Source organism: Paraburkholderia sp. BL21I4N1, assembly GCF_002973525.1.
GTDB lineage: Bacteria > Pseudomonadota > Gammaproteobacteria > Burkholderiales > Burkholderiaceae > Paraburkholderia.
The window spans coordinates 395547-408801 of record NZ_PVEN01000005.1 but is presented as its reverse complement, the minus strand read 5'-3'; the positions used below and the strand labels follow the sequence as shown (position 1 = coordinate 408801).

The window sequence follows — 13255 nt, the reverse complement described above, 5'->3', positions numbered from 1 at the left end:
GGCCGGTGAGGTGTGTCTGCAACGTCGATGGAAGGCAGTGTATACCCCTACTATCGAGAATTTGTACTGATAATTTGAAATTACTGTTCTCGATACTGAAATAATCGGCCGAACGTAGGTGGGAGAAGGGCGAGCGACGTTCCGACCCCGATGGGTGGCCGGTTTTAAGGAGGAAAGACCGCTTGCGCGCGCGGGTTATTCGGACGACCACGGTCGCCCAAACTGGCGATTTCAAGCGTTGCTGTAAAATCCGTGCTTTGAATCAAGCCGTTGGCCACCCCATGTCTTCACCTCAAACTCCCAGTCCGCGCCGAGTATCCGTTGCCCCGATGATGGACTGGACCGATCGTCACTGCCGGTCCCTGCATCGCGTAATTTCGCGCCATACCTGGCTTTACACCGAAATGGTCACCACCGGCGCGCTGCTGCACGGCGACGTGCCGCGCCATCTCGCGTTTACGCCGGAAGAAGCACCGGTCGCGCTGCAACTCGGCGGCAGCGAACCGGCCGACCTCGCGCGCTCGGCCAAACTGGGCGAGCAGTGGGGTTACGACGAAATCAATCTGAACTGCGGTTGTCCTTCGGAGCGCGTGCAACGCGGCGCATTCGGTGCGTGTCTGATGAACGAGCCGCAACTCGTCGCCGATTGCGTCAAGGCCATGCGCGACGCGGTCTCGGTGCCGGTCACGGTCAAGCATCGGATCGGCGTGGACGCGGTAGAGGAATACAGCTTCGTGCGCGACTTCGTCGGCACGATCGCCGAGGCGGGTTGCAATGTGTTCGTCGTGCATGCGCGCAATGCGATTCTGAAGGGATTGAGTCCGAAGGAAAACCGCGAGATTCCGCCGCTCAAATACGACTACGCTTATCAGTTGAAACGTGATTTCCCGCAGTTGGAGATCATTATTAACGGCGGCATCAAAACGCTCGATGAAGTTGAGACGCATCTTCAGCACGTCGACGGCGTCATGCTCGGGCGCGAGGCTTATCACAATCCGTATTTGCTAGCCGATGTCGACGCACGCTTCTACGGCTCGACGGAAACGCCGCTCACGCGCGAGCAGGTCGAAGCGAAGCTGATCGATTATTGCGCGGCCGAAATGGCGCGCGGCACGTACCTCGGCGCGATCACGCGTCATGCGCTCGGTCTCTATCGTGGCGAAGCGGGTGCGCGTGGATGGCGCCGCGTGTTGTCGGATAGCAAGCGTCTGGCCGCGCGCGATCTGAGCATCTTCGACGAAGCAAGACAGCATCTGCGTGAGCCAGTCGAAATTTTTGAATAAAGGACTAGGCAAACGAGAATCTTGTTCGTATAATCTCGTTTCTTCATCGACGAGCCAGAGTTTTTAGGCAAGTCAAGCAGATGTCAGTGGTGGCTGTAGCTCAGTTGGTAGAGTCCAGGATTGTGATTCCTGTTGTCGTGGGTTCGAGCCCCATCAGCCACCCCAAAGAATTCCCAAGCGGTTCAAGCGTTTATAAGACGGCACTGTGCAAAAACACAGTGCCGTTTTTGTTTGTGATTCCCGCGAAAATTCCCATTTTGGGAATCGAGCGGCGCCCGTCGGCCATACGCCAAAGCACATAGTCCTGTGCATCCATCCAGTCATAGCGCTCGGCGCTTCACGATCCTCGATCGGTCGTAAACGCGTGCGGTGGTCGCCGGATTTGCATGCAGATCCGGCAGCGCGCCGCGGGTGGCTTTGTGCTGCGTCACGTAGTACGCGCGCAGGTCGTGGAAGGTAAAGCGATGCACGATCACCTTTTCCTTGAGCGCCTGGACCATCAGCTTCTGCCACATCGCTTTGAACCCGGCCTGCGTGTATGCGTTGCCCGAGCGGTTCGGGAATACGTACAGGCAGTCGTTTTCGCGCACGGCTTCGAGCCGGTCGAGCAGGGCGGTGATGTGCGGCGTGATCTCGATCTGTTCGATTACCTCGCCGCGCTTCTTGCCCCGCTGCTTCGCGCGTTTGATTCGGATGTGGCCAGCGGCCCGATCGATCTGCGGCCACGCCAAATCAAGAAACTCCACCTTCCGGTTGCCGGCGCCCGCGGCATATTCAGCGGCCATGCCGATCATCGCGCGCTGCTTGCCTTGATCGCGCAACCATTGCGCGAATGCGGCGAAGTCGGCCGGCTCCGGCGCCTCGGTGCGCGGCTGCTCTTCATTGCGCTTCACCTCGCGGCAGGGGTTGTGCTTCGCCTCGCCACGCTCGATCGCGAGACCGATCAGGTTGGAAAGCAGCGCCGCCTCTCGATTAGCGCGCACAGGCGCATTGGCACGCTCCTTCCGCAGGTAGCGCGCGACGTCGGTCGCGTCGATGTCAGAAGCCCGCATGTCGCCAAAGATCTCAAGCAGCTTAAGCGAACACTGCGTATAGTCGGCGCGCGTATATTGCGAATAGCGCTTCCAGCCAGGCGTATCCTGAAATTGCTCCCACAAGCGCGCAATCGTGCCGAGATCGTCTCCGGTGCCGGTTAAATCCAATACCTTGCGGATCGCCTCGACGCGATCGTTGCCCAAGTTGATAGGCTTTGCCCCGACGGGGTGATAGCGGTAAGTGAAACCGGCTTTGGTCGGGCGAGCCTCCATTCGCGGCAAGAGGCCATCGCGCACGGGCTTTCTCATGCTGCGTTTTTCCACTTCGGTGCGGTGCGGCGGGTCGCGGCGCTCGGCTCGCGGTTGACCTGCTCCCATGTGAGTAAGGGGTGGCCGTCGACCTTCCGCGGCGCGTCGATGCCTAGCGCCTTTTTGATCCAGCGTGTTTGCGCTGCGCCTTGCGTCAGTCCGCCAGTCAGTTCGACCAGCTCTGCGTTAGTGACGATGCTCAATTCACACCCCAATGTTTGCGCGTGGTTTCAATCATTCGTTGTGCTGCTGCTTTGATGCTCAGGTTCGTTCGCGTTGCAATCTGCTTCACTGCGACCTCAGGTTCATTCATTTTTTCGGGTCGTGATATGGTGAGTCACGCAACCACCCCGGAGACCAACATGCATCGAGATGCCACTGACGCGCCGTATCACATTTCTATCAATGCGGTACCGAAATACAATCCAAGCGCTCCGGCCGAAGTTATCGGCTATAGCGTTCGTGTCACGGTCGCAAGGACGGACAGGAAGCCTGTTCAGGGAACGTTTCTGAACGAACATTCTGACGACATGGTTCCATTGCACGGCGATCGTTTCCTGACGATCGGCGAAGCACTCGATCATGGCGAGGCATGGGGCAGGCACTGCATCGCCCAATGGCGCGAAGCAGGCGCGCACTAGCGCTCTCCCGCTTTCTGTTGAGACATGGCGGCGTCAATCGCGGCGGCCAACATCACCGTCTCGTCCGAGACTGGCAATGCCGTGGCTTGCGCGGATGCGCCGCGGGCCAGGAATTCGCGTGCATGCTTGGGAAAACCAACTTCGTTGTAAGTGCGCGCGATAAGGCGTAGCTCCAGCAACTGTCCATCCGTCAGCGTCACCGTGGCGGGCGTCGATGAGGCGCTGGCTTTCTGCGCATTTATCTCGATAGCGGTTCGCATGAGACGTCGAAAGCCTTCAGCATACGTCTGATGCATGTTGCCAAAACGCTCTTTTGTCAAGGCGTTCAGTTCGTCATTGGTCAGCACCACCCGACCAGCATTCTGCTCGTCTGTCGGCGCTACTGGCGCGGGAACTTGGGGAGCGGCGCCAAGCGTAGCGCGGTGCGCAGCATCGAGAGCGTCGTCCCGATCTTTGCCAGATTGCTCGGTGGTGTTGAAGGCGATGAGAGCCTTTGCGCGCATCTCGTACGAGCGCTCGACCGGAACCAGCTTCCACCCTTCCCCCGCGCTCTGGTCTGCACTGGTGGCGAGAGCGGCTTGCCAGCCGACCCAAGCCGCCTGCATTTCGCGCTGGACGTATTTGCCGTCGCTATTCCGGAAAAGCGTTACCCCGCCGAGGCCGCTATCAACGGACATGGCTGCCTCAAACCGTGCGCGGTCATCTTCACGGCATTGAAGAACTGATTCGCCCCCAGCGGCGAGCGCGCTCACCAAGTCGTCAGGCCCGCAGACTTTCCACGCGTGGATACCGCCGATTTCGAAGTCGACGTACCACTCAAACCCGTCGCTCAATCTATCTTCAAAATCGCAGAAGTCGGCGCGCGCCTCCAGCAACTCGCTCGGCGAGGGATCGCCGTAGACCATGCGCGCCACAGCGTTGAACGCCTCGTCGAGGGTGGAAACCAACTCAATTTCGGGCATGGGCGTTTCGCCGTAACCCATCACCAGAAACATTTCGCGTGAGTCCATCAAAGAAGCTCCATTTGTTCGAACGGCATGTCGGGCCACGTGTGCCACGACTTGACCGCGTTTTCGCGCCAGTGCAGGACGCGCATATTCCAGTGGACGTGCAGGCCGCAAACAAGCTTGCCGGCCAGTGGCACGATGTGGTCGACGACGTGCAACTCGCCCGTCTCGCGCGTCAAGCGCGCGGCCTCGCGATATAGCGCCCGGATCTGCTCCATGTCGGCCCACGGCGGTGTGGCTCGCCACTCGCGGCGCCGGCGGCGCTTCCCGCCGAGCGTGCCACCGTGGATGACCGGCGCGCGGCGCTTCACCGGTACGAATAGCGGGCCGACGTGATGACCGCCAATGAGATCGAGCGGCATCGTTAGTTGTATTGCGTACAGAACATCACGGGTAAATTGAAGCGGCCGCCGTCCGTCCACGCGTAGAGGTCGTGCAGGTTGCCGCGCAAAGTTTCTAGCGGGCGGTCGTCGTTGCCGCGGTTGCGCAGCGTCATGCGCGTGGCGACTGCATCGAGTTCAGCCCACTCAATCAATTCGCCTTCTTCGTCGAATAACAGCACGCCACGGTCAGGGTGATCGTCCCAGCGGTCGATTCCAGTGCCTGCGCGGCCATTGTCGCGCGCAAGCTGGCGGATCGATGCGGCAGCGAAGATTTCGGACTCTTCCCCAATCCAGAAAAATCGCGGTGTATTCATTTCGAGTTATCCACAGGCAATGGGCGGACGTGCCCGGTTTTCAGGTTGACGAACGCGCCGCACCAGCTGAGCTTGCCGTGCCGGAAAAACTCCCAGAGGATCCCGAGCGCCGGCGTCACGATCGCCTGGTTTATGAAAAGCTCTTGACGCTCGAGCGCCTCAGCGAGGCCGCAGCTCGGCGTGTCATCTTCCGGAACGCTCGTATCGATCAGCTCGGGCAGCACGTCGTATGGCCAGCGCAGCGGCGAGCCTTCGCTATTGCGCGGCGACGAACGACCGAAGATCACTTGTCCGTCGCTCGCGCGATTGCCTAGATCCATCACATACGTCGACGCGCCGGTGAGGCTTGGCGCCAGCTTCTTGCGCGCAGCCGCGCTGTCGACACATACGATTGCGATGCCGGGCCCCACGTTGATCAGTTCTGACGGTCCGGCATGGATCGGCCGGGCGTGCCAGTCCAGACCAAAGAACGCATTCAGCCTGTGAACCAGTACGACGCTCTTGTGCATGCCGACGTCGGCCGGGCTGAACATCTGGCGGCCGATGTTCGCCTCGCTGACCGTGTCGCCGTCGAACGCGGTAACGTGCAAGCCGGGATGGCCGAGTGCGGTCAGCGCATGGTTGAGCCGCGCGAGGCCGGTCAGCATCTGCGAGCCGTTGCCGCCGCAGCCGATCAGCGCGATATTCACGCGCCGGTCGAGGAAATGCGCGGGCGTGATGTGCGTCATGCCGGCTCCGGAACCTTGAATACGGCGGACGCCGGTACCTTCAGCGGAATAATCATTCCGAGCACACAGAGGCGGAACGCGACGCTCGGTGTTCCGTCATCGCCGAGGCCGCCGAGCACCGCCGAGATCTTCACTTCGCCGGCGTCGTCAGCATCGTCCTGCGGACTGAAGAATGCCGGCCCGACGCCGTGACTGTGCAGGTCGATCGCGAGCGATTCGTGTGGCTGCAGCTCCGGTCGCTCGAACGTAATCGCGCCGGGCGTGGCAGACGAGACATGCAGCGCCTTGTAGGCCAGTTCTTTTTTGTCCTGGTCCCACACGATCCACGCGGCGTGCTCGTTCGGCAGCGCGCTTCGCGCTTCTTCGGCGAATGCCTGCACGAACGGGATCGCGACGCCGAGCCGCCCGAATGCGAGTTCGATCTTCGGCATGATCAGGCCGTACGGCGGCCGCGGGCCGGTGTCGCCGTGCTTCGCCAGTTGCTGAATCACATGGAGCCACGGCCGGCGCACTTCCACGAACACGCCTTCGGCCGTCATCAGAAAGCGGTGGCCGACCTCGAGCAGCGGCGCGAATTGCGCGTGCTTCGGCACGGCAACCGTCGGCGCACTATCGAACAGCGCGACGTCGAGCGGCAGTTCCGCATCGTCGCTGGCCGCTGCGATCGCTCGCGGCTTTGCATTAGCGAGTTCATCGGCAACGCCACGCGAGAAACTTTCGAGCGCCGCGGCGATGTCGCGGAGGCCGGCTTGCGTGGCATCCTGAAACAGGGCGAGTAGCTTTTCCATGGATTCAATCCTCATTTGCGTTGGTGCTGATCGCTTCGGCGAGCGTTTGCTTCGCGTCGATCAGGCGGTCTAGTGGGAAGTCGGCGCCGTCGAGAAGGTCGAGCCACAGGTGCTGAGCGCCGCCGCGCCTGTGGATAAGTCGTTTGTTGTTCGGATGGGTGAAGCGGCTGCGGAAAAATGCGTCTTCGAACGGCGCGATGCTTTCCATGCCGATACGCTCGGGCGTCGGTACGTTGCCCACACAGATGCTGCCGTCCTCCCAAACGTTGTAATAGGGCGCGGTGTAGAGTCGCGTCGCTGCGCCGGGCCGCTCGTTTTCGCGCAGGGCAAATACAGACCAGTCGTTCCGGTTGACGATGAACAGCAGCGGCGGATGTTTCGCGTCACCGGCGCGCTCGCCTATCTTGTCAGTCGTTTTGAACCAGACATGGCGCGTGCCGGCTGGCACCCACCAGGCGATCATGTTCGGCGCGAGATAGACGACGCGGTCGTGCACGAATCCGCGATAGCTCGTTTTCTGCGCGGCGAGGTCAGCGATGTCGGCCAGCTGGTCGAGCGTGATCGGCACGCCGGCCAGCAGCGTCGGCCGGCCGTCGACGACGCGCGCGGCATGCTGCGTCGCGTAAATGTGGTTTGTGCCTTGCGATCGGTAGAACAGCAGCGCGCTGTCGAGCTGCAGCTCCACGTCGTTTTCCTGAGCGATCACGACGCTTTTCATGCGAACACCCGCACCAGTGTTTTCGTCTGAAACTCGTCGCGCCCGAGCATGTTCAGCAGATACTCGACTGCCTTGGCCAGCATCGCCGTCGCTTCCATCTGTTTGAGCCACGTTGCGATGTCACCCCCGTCGACCTTTAAGGACGTTACGGACGAAGCGAGCAGGAGCTCCTCGCTGTCGGCGACGTACTGAAGAAAGTCGTCAATAACGCGTCCGCAAACGTCTTCTTCCTGCCAGCGCACGACGAGAGCAAGGTCGATCGCATCAAGGCCGGCGCCGCCCGTACCCACTTCTGCGAAGGGGCCGTAGAACTGGACAATGTTCCAGATTGAGTCCATCGCGCCCACAACCTCACGCGCGAAATCGTCGCGGGCGGCAGCGCGCCTGACCTGGTGGCGGGAAAGCACGCGCTCCGGACGCGCTGCCCATTTAGGCATCTCGGCGAAAAACTTTTCGTGCGTGAAGAAATCGAACGTGTCGACAAGCTCTTCGCGAGACTTGCAGTCGTGCATCGCCATGGCCTCTTCGACAGCGTACTTCTCATCGCTTTCGCCGTACCAGTACGTGTGCTGAGCCAGCCAGAACGTGTATTCGGGCGAGCACACGGTCGGCAGCATGTGGAAGGCGTCATAAAGCGCGGCAAGCAGCGTTTGGCCGAGGCCTTCGCGCACTCTTTCGAGTTCAGTGATTGCGCCGCCGATGCACACTTGTTTGCAGGAAACAGGGCCTCGGGTTGTCTGGATCATGGCCCACAGCTGATCCGTGCGTTTCGCCGGCTCAAAAGGGTATCCGGCAGGTTCCTGTTCGAGGCGCAGGTTCCAGTCGAACATATGCATGCCTTCCGTGATCCGGTTCCAATGACGCGTCAGGGCGGCCGTGGCGACTGCCATTTCTGATCGCGGACGCCGCGCGACGTCCTCGGCGGCGATGACGCCCGATTCAAGCAGCGACATCGCGAGCGGGTACGCGAACGACTCGCCGGAGCTGATCGTGTACGCGCCCGGAACGTTGGCGAGCGACGGGAGGGCGAGGGGCGCGAAACTCATGGCAGCACCGGCATGTTGGCGACGGGAAGCTTCAGGCGCACGCCAGCAGCGCGGCGCAACGCGAGACCGTGCAAGCGGTGGACGAGCGGGTTGTTCGTGTGCTGGACGTCGACGCGGTGCTCGCCCGCCGGCGTCATTGGTCCGCGCTCGAGCTCGGCGCGCAGCTGTTCGAGAGTCACGATGCGATCTCCGCGGCGACGGCTTGCTTCACGTAGCGCGCGTAGAGCGCGTCGATGAACTGCACCTCTTCGTCGAGCAGCGGGCACACGTGCGCGCCGGCGATGCGTTCGACTTCGACGAGATAGGCGCAGATCGCCGGCGCGACGTGCTTGCAGTTTTGCAGGACGCGGCCGATTTTCTTTCGAACGGTGATCAGTTCGTCGGTAGTGCCCTTGGTGCCGACGGCGCGCCGGAACGTGAAGACGTTCTTATTGCCGGCGACGACCGGCCCTTCGATCTCGGCATTGACGATCTCGGGATAGGTGTTGCCGTAGAAGTCGCGCACCTGCGCGAGCGAGAACGTCGGCGACGGATCGGCCAGCTTCGCGCCGTTGTAAAGGAATTCGCGAGCGAGTGTTTCGGTTTTCATTCGCGGCTCCCGTTACAGCAGGTCGACGCCATCATCGGCGGCCTGTTGGTCGTTGCTGGAATCCTGCTCGACGGCTGCTGCAGGCGTCTCGGGGGTGGCCTGCTCGGCGCCGGGTTCAATGCCGGGAATTTGTGTCTGGCGCGGATCAGCCTCCGGCGCTTCGCCGCCGCCCGGGTTTTCGCTCGAATCGCTCGGCGCGGGCACTTCGGATGCGCGCTTGCGGCCCGGCTTGCCCTTCGTCGACGGCGCCGGGAGTGCCTTGGGAGCCGATCCGGCGCCGTTCGCCGCGCTTGCTGCACGTGCCTGATCGAGTACGGAGAGCGTGCTGGGTTCGTAAATGGACACCGCCTCGGCGAAGTCGCGGTCGAGTTCTTCGGCCGTGGCGAGGATCGACAGCGGGTAGAGCGTCTTTTCGCCCTTGTCGTCGTCGCTGGCGCGCGGCGTGACGTTGACTCGAAGCTGATCACCCTCGGCGGTGATCAGCAAGGTGAGCGTCGCCAGCTTGGCCAGCGGTTGCAGGGATGTGAACAAAGACATGTACGTTTCTCCGTGTGGTTGCGGGTCAGTGCTGCTTGGCGCGCCACTCGGCGAACGGGGGGCGCAAAAGGGTGTGAAAGCGGGTGGCCGCCGCCTTATCCGTGGCGAGCCGGCGGCGGCTATCGATCTGGCAGACGTGGCGAATAACCTCCGCGGCTTCGTCGACGGTCAGCTGGTCGACCTGCGTTGCGGACGAAAGCCACTCGCGAAACTTCGGGTCGCGGGGCAACATGCCGGCGAGTTGAGAAATGGTCGGCATCGTGCGTTCAGGCCGCGAGCCCGTCGTAGTTGCGATCGGCGAAATCCGCATCGCCGGGATAACGGCCGGTTCCGTCGGCGCGGTTCCAGCAGAAAAGCGAGCCGCGACGGTGCGGGAACCAGTAGCCGGAGCAGTCGCACCGCGTTTTTCCGGTGTCGCGCCGGTTCATCCAGCGATCGACGCGGTAGTTACGCTTGCCGCATACTGCGCAGGCGGGGAGTCGAGCGTAATGGCGCGGGTTACGCCTCAGGCAGCGGCGTGTCGCGCAGTGGCGGCAGCGGACGTGGCAACGTGACATATCAGTCGAGATCGTTGGCCGCGCGCAGCTTCGCGTCGCGGTGGTTGTTCGAATCGATCGTGGTTTCGCGCGCTGCGCGGACACTCGCCCCCAACTCCAGGCAGCGTCGCACGATCGGGTTGGTGATCGCGTCGACGGCAGAGCCACGGCAGCGCTGCAGGCGAAACTCGCGAGCCACCATGTCGTCAGTAATGCGGATCGGCGCGGGCATATCAGTCCTTGCTACTACGCAGATGAAGAAGGCCGAGCAGCACCCCTGCAACGGCGGCCAAGACGATAGCGCCGACGATCAGGAGAACCGTGGTATCGCGACAAACCATCTCAGGGCTCCAGTGGCGCTTGGTTAGTCGCCGATGCGCGGATAGCACGCATCGCTCTCGTGTTCGAGCGCCGGATCGGCGGCATCTGCGAGCTTCGCTGTGGTGCAAAGGCTGCCGAGAATGAATCCCGCGAACATGCCAACCGTCATTGCCATGAACAGGAGTACTAAAATCACGGGAAACGTATTCATCGGTGAGCCTTTACGGGATCAGGTGCAGCGAACCACGCTGCAGCGTTCGATACGGGACTCTCGGGCTTCAATTGCTTCGGCAACAGCGCTGTATATCGCTAGCGCGGCGACACCGACTGCGAGGGCTTTGAGATAGGCGCGCATTACCAGGTGCCGAGGAGACGGCAAAGACCTTCGGCGACAAACGGCGAGGCGGCGATGACAGCGAAGCAGACCAGCGGACGCTTCGTCGTACGGCGGGCGTACTGCGCCAATTCGGCGTCGGTCATGCCGCCGTTTTCGAAGTACGTGATCTCGTTCGCCGGCCGCGTTGCTTCGGTGAAGCGCGGGGCGGTTGTGTGCACGGTGCTCATCTCAAGTTCTCCCGGTAGGTCGGTGAGTGCGTGAGCCGAATTAAACACTATGTTTATATTTCAGTCAAACATTTTGTTTAGTTGGTTGTATGTGCTTGATCGTCGCACGTTTCGCCTTGGCGAAAAAAAACCCGCCAAGGCGGGTTTCTTCAGTTGGTGGCGCGCGCCATATCATCCGCGAAATATTATTGCTTCGTTCAGCGCGGCCACAACCTGCTGGACAATCGCGCTGTCCGACGACGAGAACGCAGGGACTTCGCCCGCAGCCGTATGCAAGATCACATCGTATCGACCGCGGGCGCGCACGGTCCAAATTATGCCCGCGACGAACATCAGTGCGGCGAGAGGGCGCAGCGCAGGCCACGCCAACGCCACGACGGCGGCGAGCAACGCGAGCGCGATACCGCCCGTGCGCGACGAACCCTTCTCGCGATGGCCGATTGATGTGATGCCGCTCATGGCGAAAGTCTGCCCTGGCACGACGAACCGTGCGTTGGTGACTTTGACGTTGTCAAGGTTCAGAAATACAGTTTCCGAATTGGATGAGCTGGTGCGCCCGCTAACGATTGGATCGACGTCCATTTATTTTTCCAGACATGTGCGGCGCTCTCTCGTTGGCGCTACAGGGCGAAGTTTCAACCTGGCCGCCAAGCTGTGGGCTTGGCAATCCAGCCAACGTAGTGCATTTTCTCGATGTTGTCTTTGTCGATGGCGATGGGAGCGTGTGTCTCGTTGACGGATATGAGGTGCACCCGCCCGGCGCGCTCGTATAGAAATTCCTTGACCATGACACGGCCGTCTTTGGACTTCACCAGCACTTCGTCCCCCGGCTCGATCACATGGTTCGGCTCAACAACGACAAATTCGCGGTCTTTAATCCGGGGCCGCATCGAATCGCCAACGCAGCGAAGGGCGTAGGCGTCTTTGTCCTCCGTTGGTGCGGCGACATAGCCGTCGCCATAACCTACGGGGTAATCGATGTCCACAAAATGTCCGTTATCGCCCAATTGAGCAAACCCCACCACTGGCACGCCTCGCCATTTAAGATCCGTGATCGGGTCGAACGCGTCCGCGTACCGTACGGCCACTCCGGGCTCTCCCTTGCCCTTGAGCAACCACACCGAATTCACGCCATAGGTATTCTGTATCCCGACAGCTTGAATCATCGAGATTTCGGGGCCAATACCACCCAGCCATAAGGCAGCGGTTTCCACACCAACGCCCGCAACGCTCGCGAGCTCGGTTGGTGAGACATTTTTGTCGGCCAACGCACGACGCAGCCGGTTCACTGATACTTCCCCGGCAGGCAGTGTATCCCGGCCAGCGTCAGGCTGCATTTTGATTACAGGTTTCTTTCTATCACTCTTCGTCGAATCGGAGCCTGGATTGCCGTGGTTGGCGCCTCCGACTGATGCCATCATTGGCGGGATGCCAGTTTCCAGCCAAGTTGCGCTGCACCCGAATGCCTTTTGTGCGTCCAGCATTCCACCCTTCGAAATGCCACGGCGCTGCCAGTTATTTACCAGTTGCTCCGAGATATTCAAAAATTTGGCGAGTTGAGCCGGCCCCTCGATCTGATGAAGGAGGCGGGCAGCTTCGTATAACCGTTCCATTGTCGCGTGCATGCGCGCAATGGTCGCCGAAGTAAACGTTTTGTTGTTCAACGGCGCGTTTAAACCTCTTGCAGCAAAACTAAACGTGGTGTTTAATGGCGCCTCATGGACACCAACACCTTCACCCTCGAATCCGATCGGGCGCTGATTAAGAGCCTCGGCGGCCCCGCTCGCGTCGCGAAGCTTCTCGGTTTCAAGAGGGGGGGCACGCAGCGCGTTCACAACTGGACCGTGCGCGGAATTCCCGCCAGCGTCCGTTTGCGTCGCCCCGACATTCTCAGCGCTAAGGCCGGTGTCGCTTTCCCCGAGGCGGTCTGACGTCATCGCGCTTACCCCAGATCAGAGTTAGAGAGGCTGCTTGATATGAAACGACTGTATGCGCGACTGGTGCTGTGGCTGATCCGTCCGGCGCTCGAATCCGCTGCGCGAGAAGCCGCCGTGAGCGTACGCATCGAGACCCTCACGGCGGCCTGTGCGGCTAATGCTGCCGCCATTGCTCGCGAGGTTAGATCTCGCGCAGCCCTCGAGGCAGTAACGCGTTCAGCGCTGCGTTGAACGCGTCGATGCCCTCGTCCGACTGCGCGCTGTTTAACTGCGCCACTTTCCGGGATTCCGCGCCAATCTTCAGTGCGGTTTGGAATACAGGGTCTTGTGCGTTGGCTTCGGCGAGTGCGCGAACCACTGCGGTCAATGCCGAGTTGTTTGCGATTAGATAGGTTTGCTGTTTTGCCATCGCATCCACTAGGCGTGTGAGTTGTTCGAGTTTTTCTTCCATGAGGGTATCCGTAGACATTGGTTGTGTGAGAACTCCAAATTCTACAGGCGAGAGCCCGGATACCCGCCC

The 13255-nt window shown here is 61.0% G+C and carries 22 protein-coding genes and 1 tRNA gene; 3 read left to right on the top strand and 20 right to left on the bottom strand.

Annotation, left to right across the window (positions count from 1 at the left end):
• Window positions 1–281: 281 nt before the first annotated feature.
• Together dusA and B0G83_RS16540 are read left to right on the top strand one after the other, a co-directional pair.
• Window positions 282–1283, top strand: a complete 1002-nt coding sequence (gene dusA, locus B0G83_RS16545; protein WP_105508457.1) for a tRNA dihydrouridine(20/20a) synthase DusA — start codon at window positions 282–284, stop codon at window positions 1281–1283.
• An 89-nt stretch (window positions 1284–1372) separates the two neighbouring features.
• Window positions 1373–1448: transfer RNA gene (locus B0G83_RS16540), tRNA-His, on the top strand.
• 155 nt (window positions 1449–1603) lie between these two features.
• Here the strand turns inward: B0G83_RS16540 and B0G83_RS16535 are convergent.
• Both B0G83_RS16535 and B0G83_RS16530 read right to left on the bottom strand, forming a co-directional pair.
• Entirely contained in the window at window positions 1604–2626 is a 1023-nt protein-coding gene (locus B0G83_RS16535) for a tyrosine-type recombinase/integrase (RefSeq protein WP_258167910.1), read from the bottom strand.
• Entirely contained in the window at window positions 2623–2829 is a 207-nt protein-coding gene (locus B0G83_RS16530) for a DUF4224 domain-containing protein (RefSeq protein ID WP_181156907.1), read from the bottom strand. The genes B0G83_RS16535 and B0G83_RS16530 overlap by 4 nt, the downstream gene beginning before the upstream one ends.
• A gap of 159 nt (window positions 2830–2988) precedes the next feature.
• Between B0G83_RS16530 and B0G83_RS16525 the strand changes: the two genes are divergently transcribed.
• Window positions 2989–3267: a hypothetical protein gene (locus B0G83_RS16525; protein ID WP_146120248.1), complete on the top strand. Its 279-nt coding sequence runs from the start codon at window positions 2989–2991 to the stop codon at window positions 3265–3267.
• Here B0G83_RS16525 and B0G83_RS16520 read toward each other — a convergent pair.
• From B0G83_RS16520 to B0G83_RS16435, 18 genes are all read right to left on the bottom strand, one after another.
• Window positions 3264–4277 (bottom strand): hypothetical protein, encoded by a 1014-nt coding sequence (locus B0G83_RS16520; protein WP_105508453.1) that lies wholly within the window; start codon window positions 4275–4277, stop codon window positions 3264–3266. The two genes, B0G83_RS16525 and B0G83_RS16520, sit on opposite strands and share 4 nt — an antisense overlap.
• Window positions 4277–4636 carry a hypothetical protein gene (locus B0G83_RS16515; protein WP_105508452.1) on the bottom strand — a complete coding sequence of 120 codons (360 nt, stop codon included), beginning with the start codon at window positions 4634–4636 and terminating at the stop codon, window positions 4277–4279. The genes B0G83_RS16520 and B0G83_RS16515 overlap by 1 nt, the downstream gene beginning before the upstream one ends.
• Before the next feature lie 2 nt (window positions 4637–4638).
• Window positions 4639–4971 (bottom strand): hypothetical protein, encoded by a 333-nt coding sequence (locus tag B0G83_RS16510; RefSeq protein WP_105508451.1) that lies wholly within the window; start codon window positions 4969–4971, stop codon window positions 4639–4641.
• Complete coding sequence (locus B0G83_RS16505; RefSeq protein WP_105508450.1) at window positions 4968–5699, bottom strand: PRTRC system ThiF family protein; 732 nt, start codon at window positions 5697–5699, stop codon at window positions 4968–4970. The genes B0G83_RS16510 and B0G83_RS16505 overlap by 4 nt, the downstream gene beginning before the upstream one ends.
• Window positions 5696–6487 (bottom strand): PRTRC system protein A, encoded by a 792-nt coding sequence (locus tag B0G83_RS16500; protein ID WP_105508449.1) that lies wholly within the window; start codon window positions 6485–6487, stop codon window positions 5696–5698. The genes B0G83_RS16505 and B0G83_RS16500 overlap by 4 nt, the downstream gene beginning before the upstream one ends.
• A gap of 4 nt (window positions 6488–6491) precedes the next feature.
• Window positions 6492–7205 carry a PRTRC system protein B gene (locus tag B0G83_RS16495; protein WP_105508448.1) on the bottom strand — a complete coding sequence of 238 codons (714 nt, stop codon included), beginning with the start codon at window positions 7203–7205 and terminating at the stop codon, window positions 6492–6494.
• Window positions 7202–8251 (bottom strand): PRTRC system protein F, encoded by a 1050-nt coding sequence (locus tag B0G83_RS16490; RefSeq protein WP_105508447.1) that lies wholly within the window; start codon window positions 8249–8251, stop codon window positions 7202–7204. The genes B0G83_RS16495 and B0G83_RS16490 overlap by 4 nt, the downstream gene beginning before the upstream one ends.
• Window positions 8248–8430, bottom strand: coding sequence for a hypothetical protein (locus tag B0G83_RS16485; protein WP_105508446.1), 183 nt, complete (start codon window positions 8428–8430; stop codon window positions 8248–8250). The genes B0G83_RS16490 and B0G83_RS16485 overlap by 4 nt, the downstream gene beginning before the upstream one ends.
• A complete protein-coding gene (locus tag B0G83_RS16480) occupies window positions 8427–8840 on the bottom strand; it encodes a PRTRC system protein C (protein ID WP_105508445.1) in 414 nt (137 codons plus the stop codon). The genes B0G83_RS16485 and B0G83_RS16480 overlap by 4 nt, the downstream gene beginning before the upstream one ends.
• A 12-nt stretch (window positions 8841–8852) precedes the next feature.
• The gene (locus tag B0G83_RS16475; RefSeq protein WP_105508444.1) at window positions 8853–9377 is read right to left on the bottom strand and encodes a PRTRC system protein E; all 525 of its coding nucleotides are present in this window, start codon (window positions 9375–9377) and stop codon (window positions 8853–8855) included.
• 25 nt (window positions 9378–9402) lie between these two features.
• Window positions 9403–9636 (bottom strand): hypothetical protein, encoded by a 234-nt coding sequence (locus tag B0G83_RS16470; protein WP_105508443.1) that lies wholly within the window; start codon window positions 9634–9636, stop codon window positions 9403–9405.
• Window positions 9637–9643: 7 nt separating this feature from the next.
• Window positions 9644–9805: a hypothetical protein gene (locus B0G83_RS39145; RefSeq protein ID WP_258167909.1), complete on the bottom strand. Its 162-nt coding sequence runs from the start codon at window positions 9803–9805 to the stop codon at window positions 9644–9646.
• A 130-nt stretch (window positions 9806–9935) separates the two neighbouring features.
• Window positions 9936–10145: a hypothetical protein gene (locus B0G83_RS16460; RefSeq protein ID WP_105508441.1), complete on the bottom strand. Its 210-nt coding sequence runs from the start codon at window positions 10143–10145 to the stop codon at window positions 9936–9938.
• 132 nt (window positions 10146–10277) lie between these two features.
• A complete protein-coding gene (locus B0G83_RS38660; RefSeq protein WP_181156904.1) occupies window positions 10278–10445 on the bottom strand; it encodes a hypothetical protein in 168 nt (55 codons plus the stop codon).
• A 143-nt stretch (window positions 10446–10588) separates the two neighbouring features.
• On the bottom strand, window positions 10589–10798 hold the full coding sequence (locus tag B0G83_RS16455) for a hypothetical protein (protein WP_105508440.1): 210 nt from the start codon (window positions 10796–10798) through the stop codon (window positions 10589–10591).
• A 171-nt stretch (window positions 10799–10969) separates the two neighbouring features.
• Window positions 10970–11380: a DUF6232 family protein gene (locus B0G83_RS16450; RefSeq protein ID WP_105508439.1), complete on the bottom strand. Its 411-nt coding sequence runs from the start codon at window positions 11378–11380 to the stop codon at window positions 10970–10972.
• Window positions 11381–11433: 53 nt separating this feature from the next.
• Window positions 11434–12735 carry a helix-turn-helix transcriptional regulator gene (locus tag B0G83_RS16445; RefSeq protein ID WP_181156902.1) on the bottom strand — a complete coding sequence of 434 codons (1302 nt, stop codon included), beginning with the start codon at window positions 12733–12735 and terminating at the stop codon, window positions 11434–11436.
• 181 nt (window positions 12736–12916) lie between these two features.
• The gene (locus B0G83_RS16435) at window positions 12917–13186 is read right to left on the bottom strand and encodes a hypothetical protein (RefSeq protein ID WP_105508436.1); all 270 of its coding nucleotides are present in this window, start codon (window positions 13184–13186) and stop codon (window positions 12917–12919) included.
• Window positions 13187–13255: the final 69 nt, after the last annotated feature.

Coding starts and splice junctions, on each gene's coding strand:
- B0G83_RS16535 (WP_258167910.1), bottom strand. CDS start 2,626: ATGAGAAAGCCCGTGCGCGATGGCCTCTTGCCGCGAATGGAGGCTCGC.
- B0G83_RS16460 (WP_105508441.1), bottom strand. CDS start 10,145: ATGCCCGCGCCGATCCGCATTACTGACGACATGGTGGCTCGCGAGTTT.
- B0G83_RS16470 (WP_105508443.1), bottom strand. CDS start 9,636: ATGCCGACCATTTCTCAACTCGCCGGCATGTTGCCCCGCGACCCGAAG.
- B0G83_RS16525 (WP_146120248.1), top strand. CDS start 2,989: ATGCATCGAGATGCCACTGACGCGCCGTATCACATTTCTATCAATGCG.
- B0G83_RS16455 (WP_105508440.1), bottom strand. CDS start 10,798: ATGAGCACCGTGCACACAACCGCCCCGCGCTTCACCGAAGCAACGCGG.
- B0G83_RS16500 (WP_105508449.1), bottom strand. CDS start 6,487: ATGGAAAAGCTACTCGCCCTGTTTCAGGATGCCACGCAAGCCGGCCTC.
- B0G83_RS16515 (WP_105508452.1), bottom strand. CDS start 4,636: ATGCCGCTCGATCTCATTGGCGGTCATCACGTCGGCCCGCTATTCGTA.
- B0G83_RS16520 (WP_105508453.1), bottom strand. CDS start 4,277: ATGGACTCACGCGAAATGTTTCTGGTGATGGGTTACGGCGAAACGCCC.
- B0G83_RS16505 (WP_105508450.1), bottom strand. CDS start 5,699: ATGACGCACATCACGCCCGCGCATTTCCTCGACCGGCGCGTGAATATC.
- B0G83_RS38660 (WP_181156904.1), bottom strand. CDS start 10,445: ATGAATACGTTTCCCGTGATTTTAGTACTCCTGTTCATGGCAATGACG.
- B0G83_RS16450 (WP_105508439.1), bottom strand. CDS start 11,380: ATGGACGTCGATCCAATCGTTAGCGGGCGCACCAGCTCATCCAATTCG.
- B0G83_RS16510 (WP_105508451.1), bottom strand. CDS start 4,971: ATGAATACACCGCGATTTTTCTGGATTGGGGAAGAGTCCGAAATCTTC.
- B0G83_RS16475 (WP_105508444.1), bottom strand. CDS start 9,377: ATGTCTTTGTTCACATCCCTGCAACCGCTGGCCAAGCTGGCGACGCTC.
- B0G83_RS16445 (WP_181156902.1), bottom strand. CDS start 12,735: ATGACGTCAGACCGCCTCGGGGAAAGCGACACCGGCCTTAGCGCTGAG.
- B0G83_RS16495 (WP_105508448.1), bottom strand. CDS start 7,205: ATGAAAAGCGTCGTGATCGCTCAGGAAAACGACGTGGAGCTGCAGCTC.
- B0G83_RS39145 (WP_258167909.1), bottom strand. CDS start 9,805: ATGAACCGGCGCGACACCGGAAAAACGCGGTGCGACTGCTCCGGCTAC.
- dusA (WP_105508457.1), top strand. CDS start 282: ATGTCTTCACCTCAAACTCCCAGTCCGCGCCGAGTATCCGTTGCCCCG.
- B0G83_RS16490 (WP_105508447.1), bottom strand. CDS start 8,251: ATGAGTTTCGCGCCCCTCGCCCTCCCGTCGCTCGCCAACGTTCCGGGC.
- B0G83_RS16435 (WP_105508436.1), bottom strand. CDS start 13,186: ATGGAAGAAAAACTCGAACAACTCACACGCCTAGTGGATGCGATGGCA.
- B0G83_RS16480 (WP_105508445.1), bottom strand. CDS start 8,840: ATGAAAACCGAAACACTCGCTCGCGAATTCCTTTACAACGGCGCGAAG.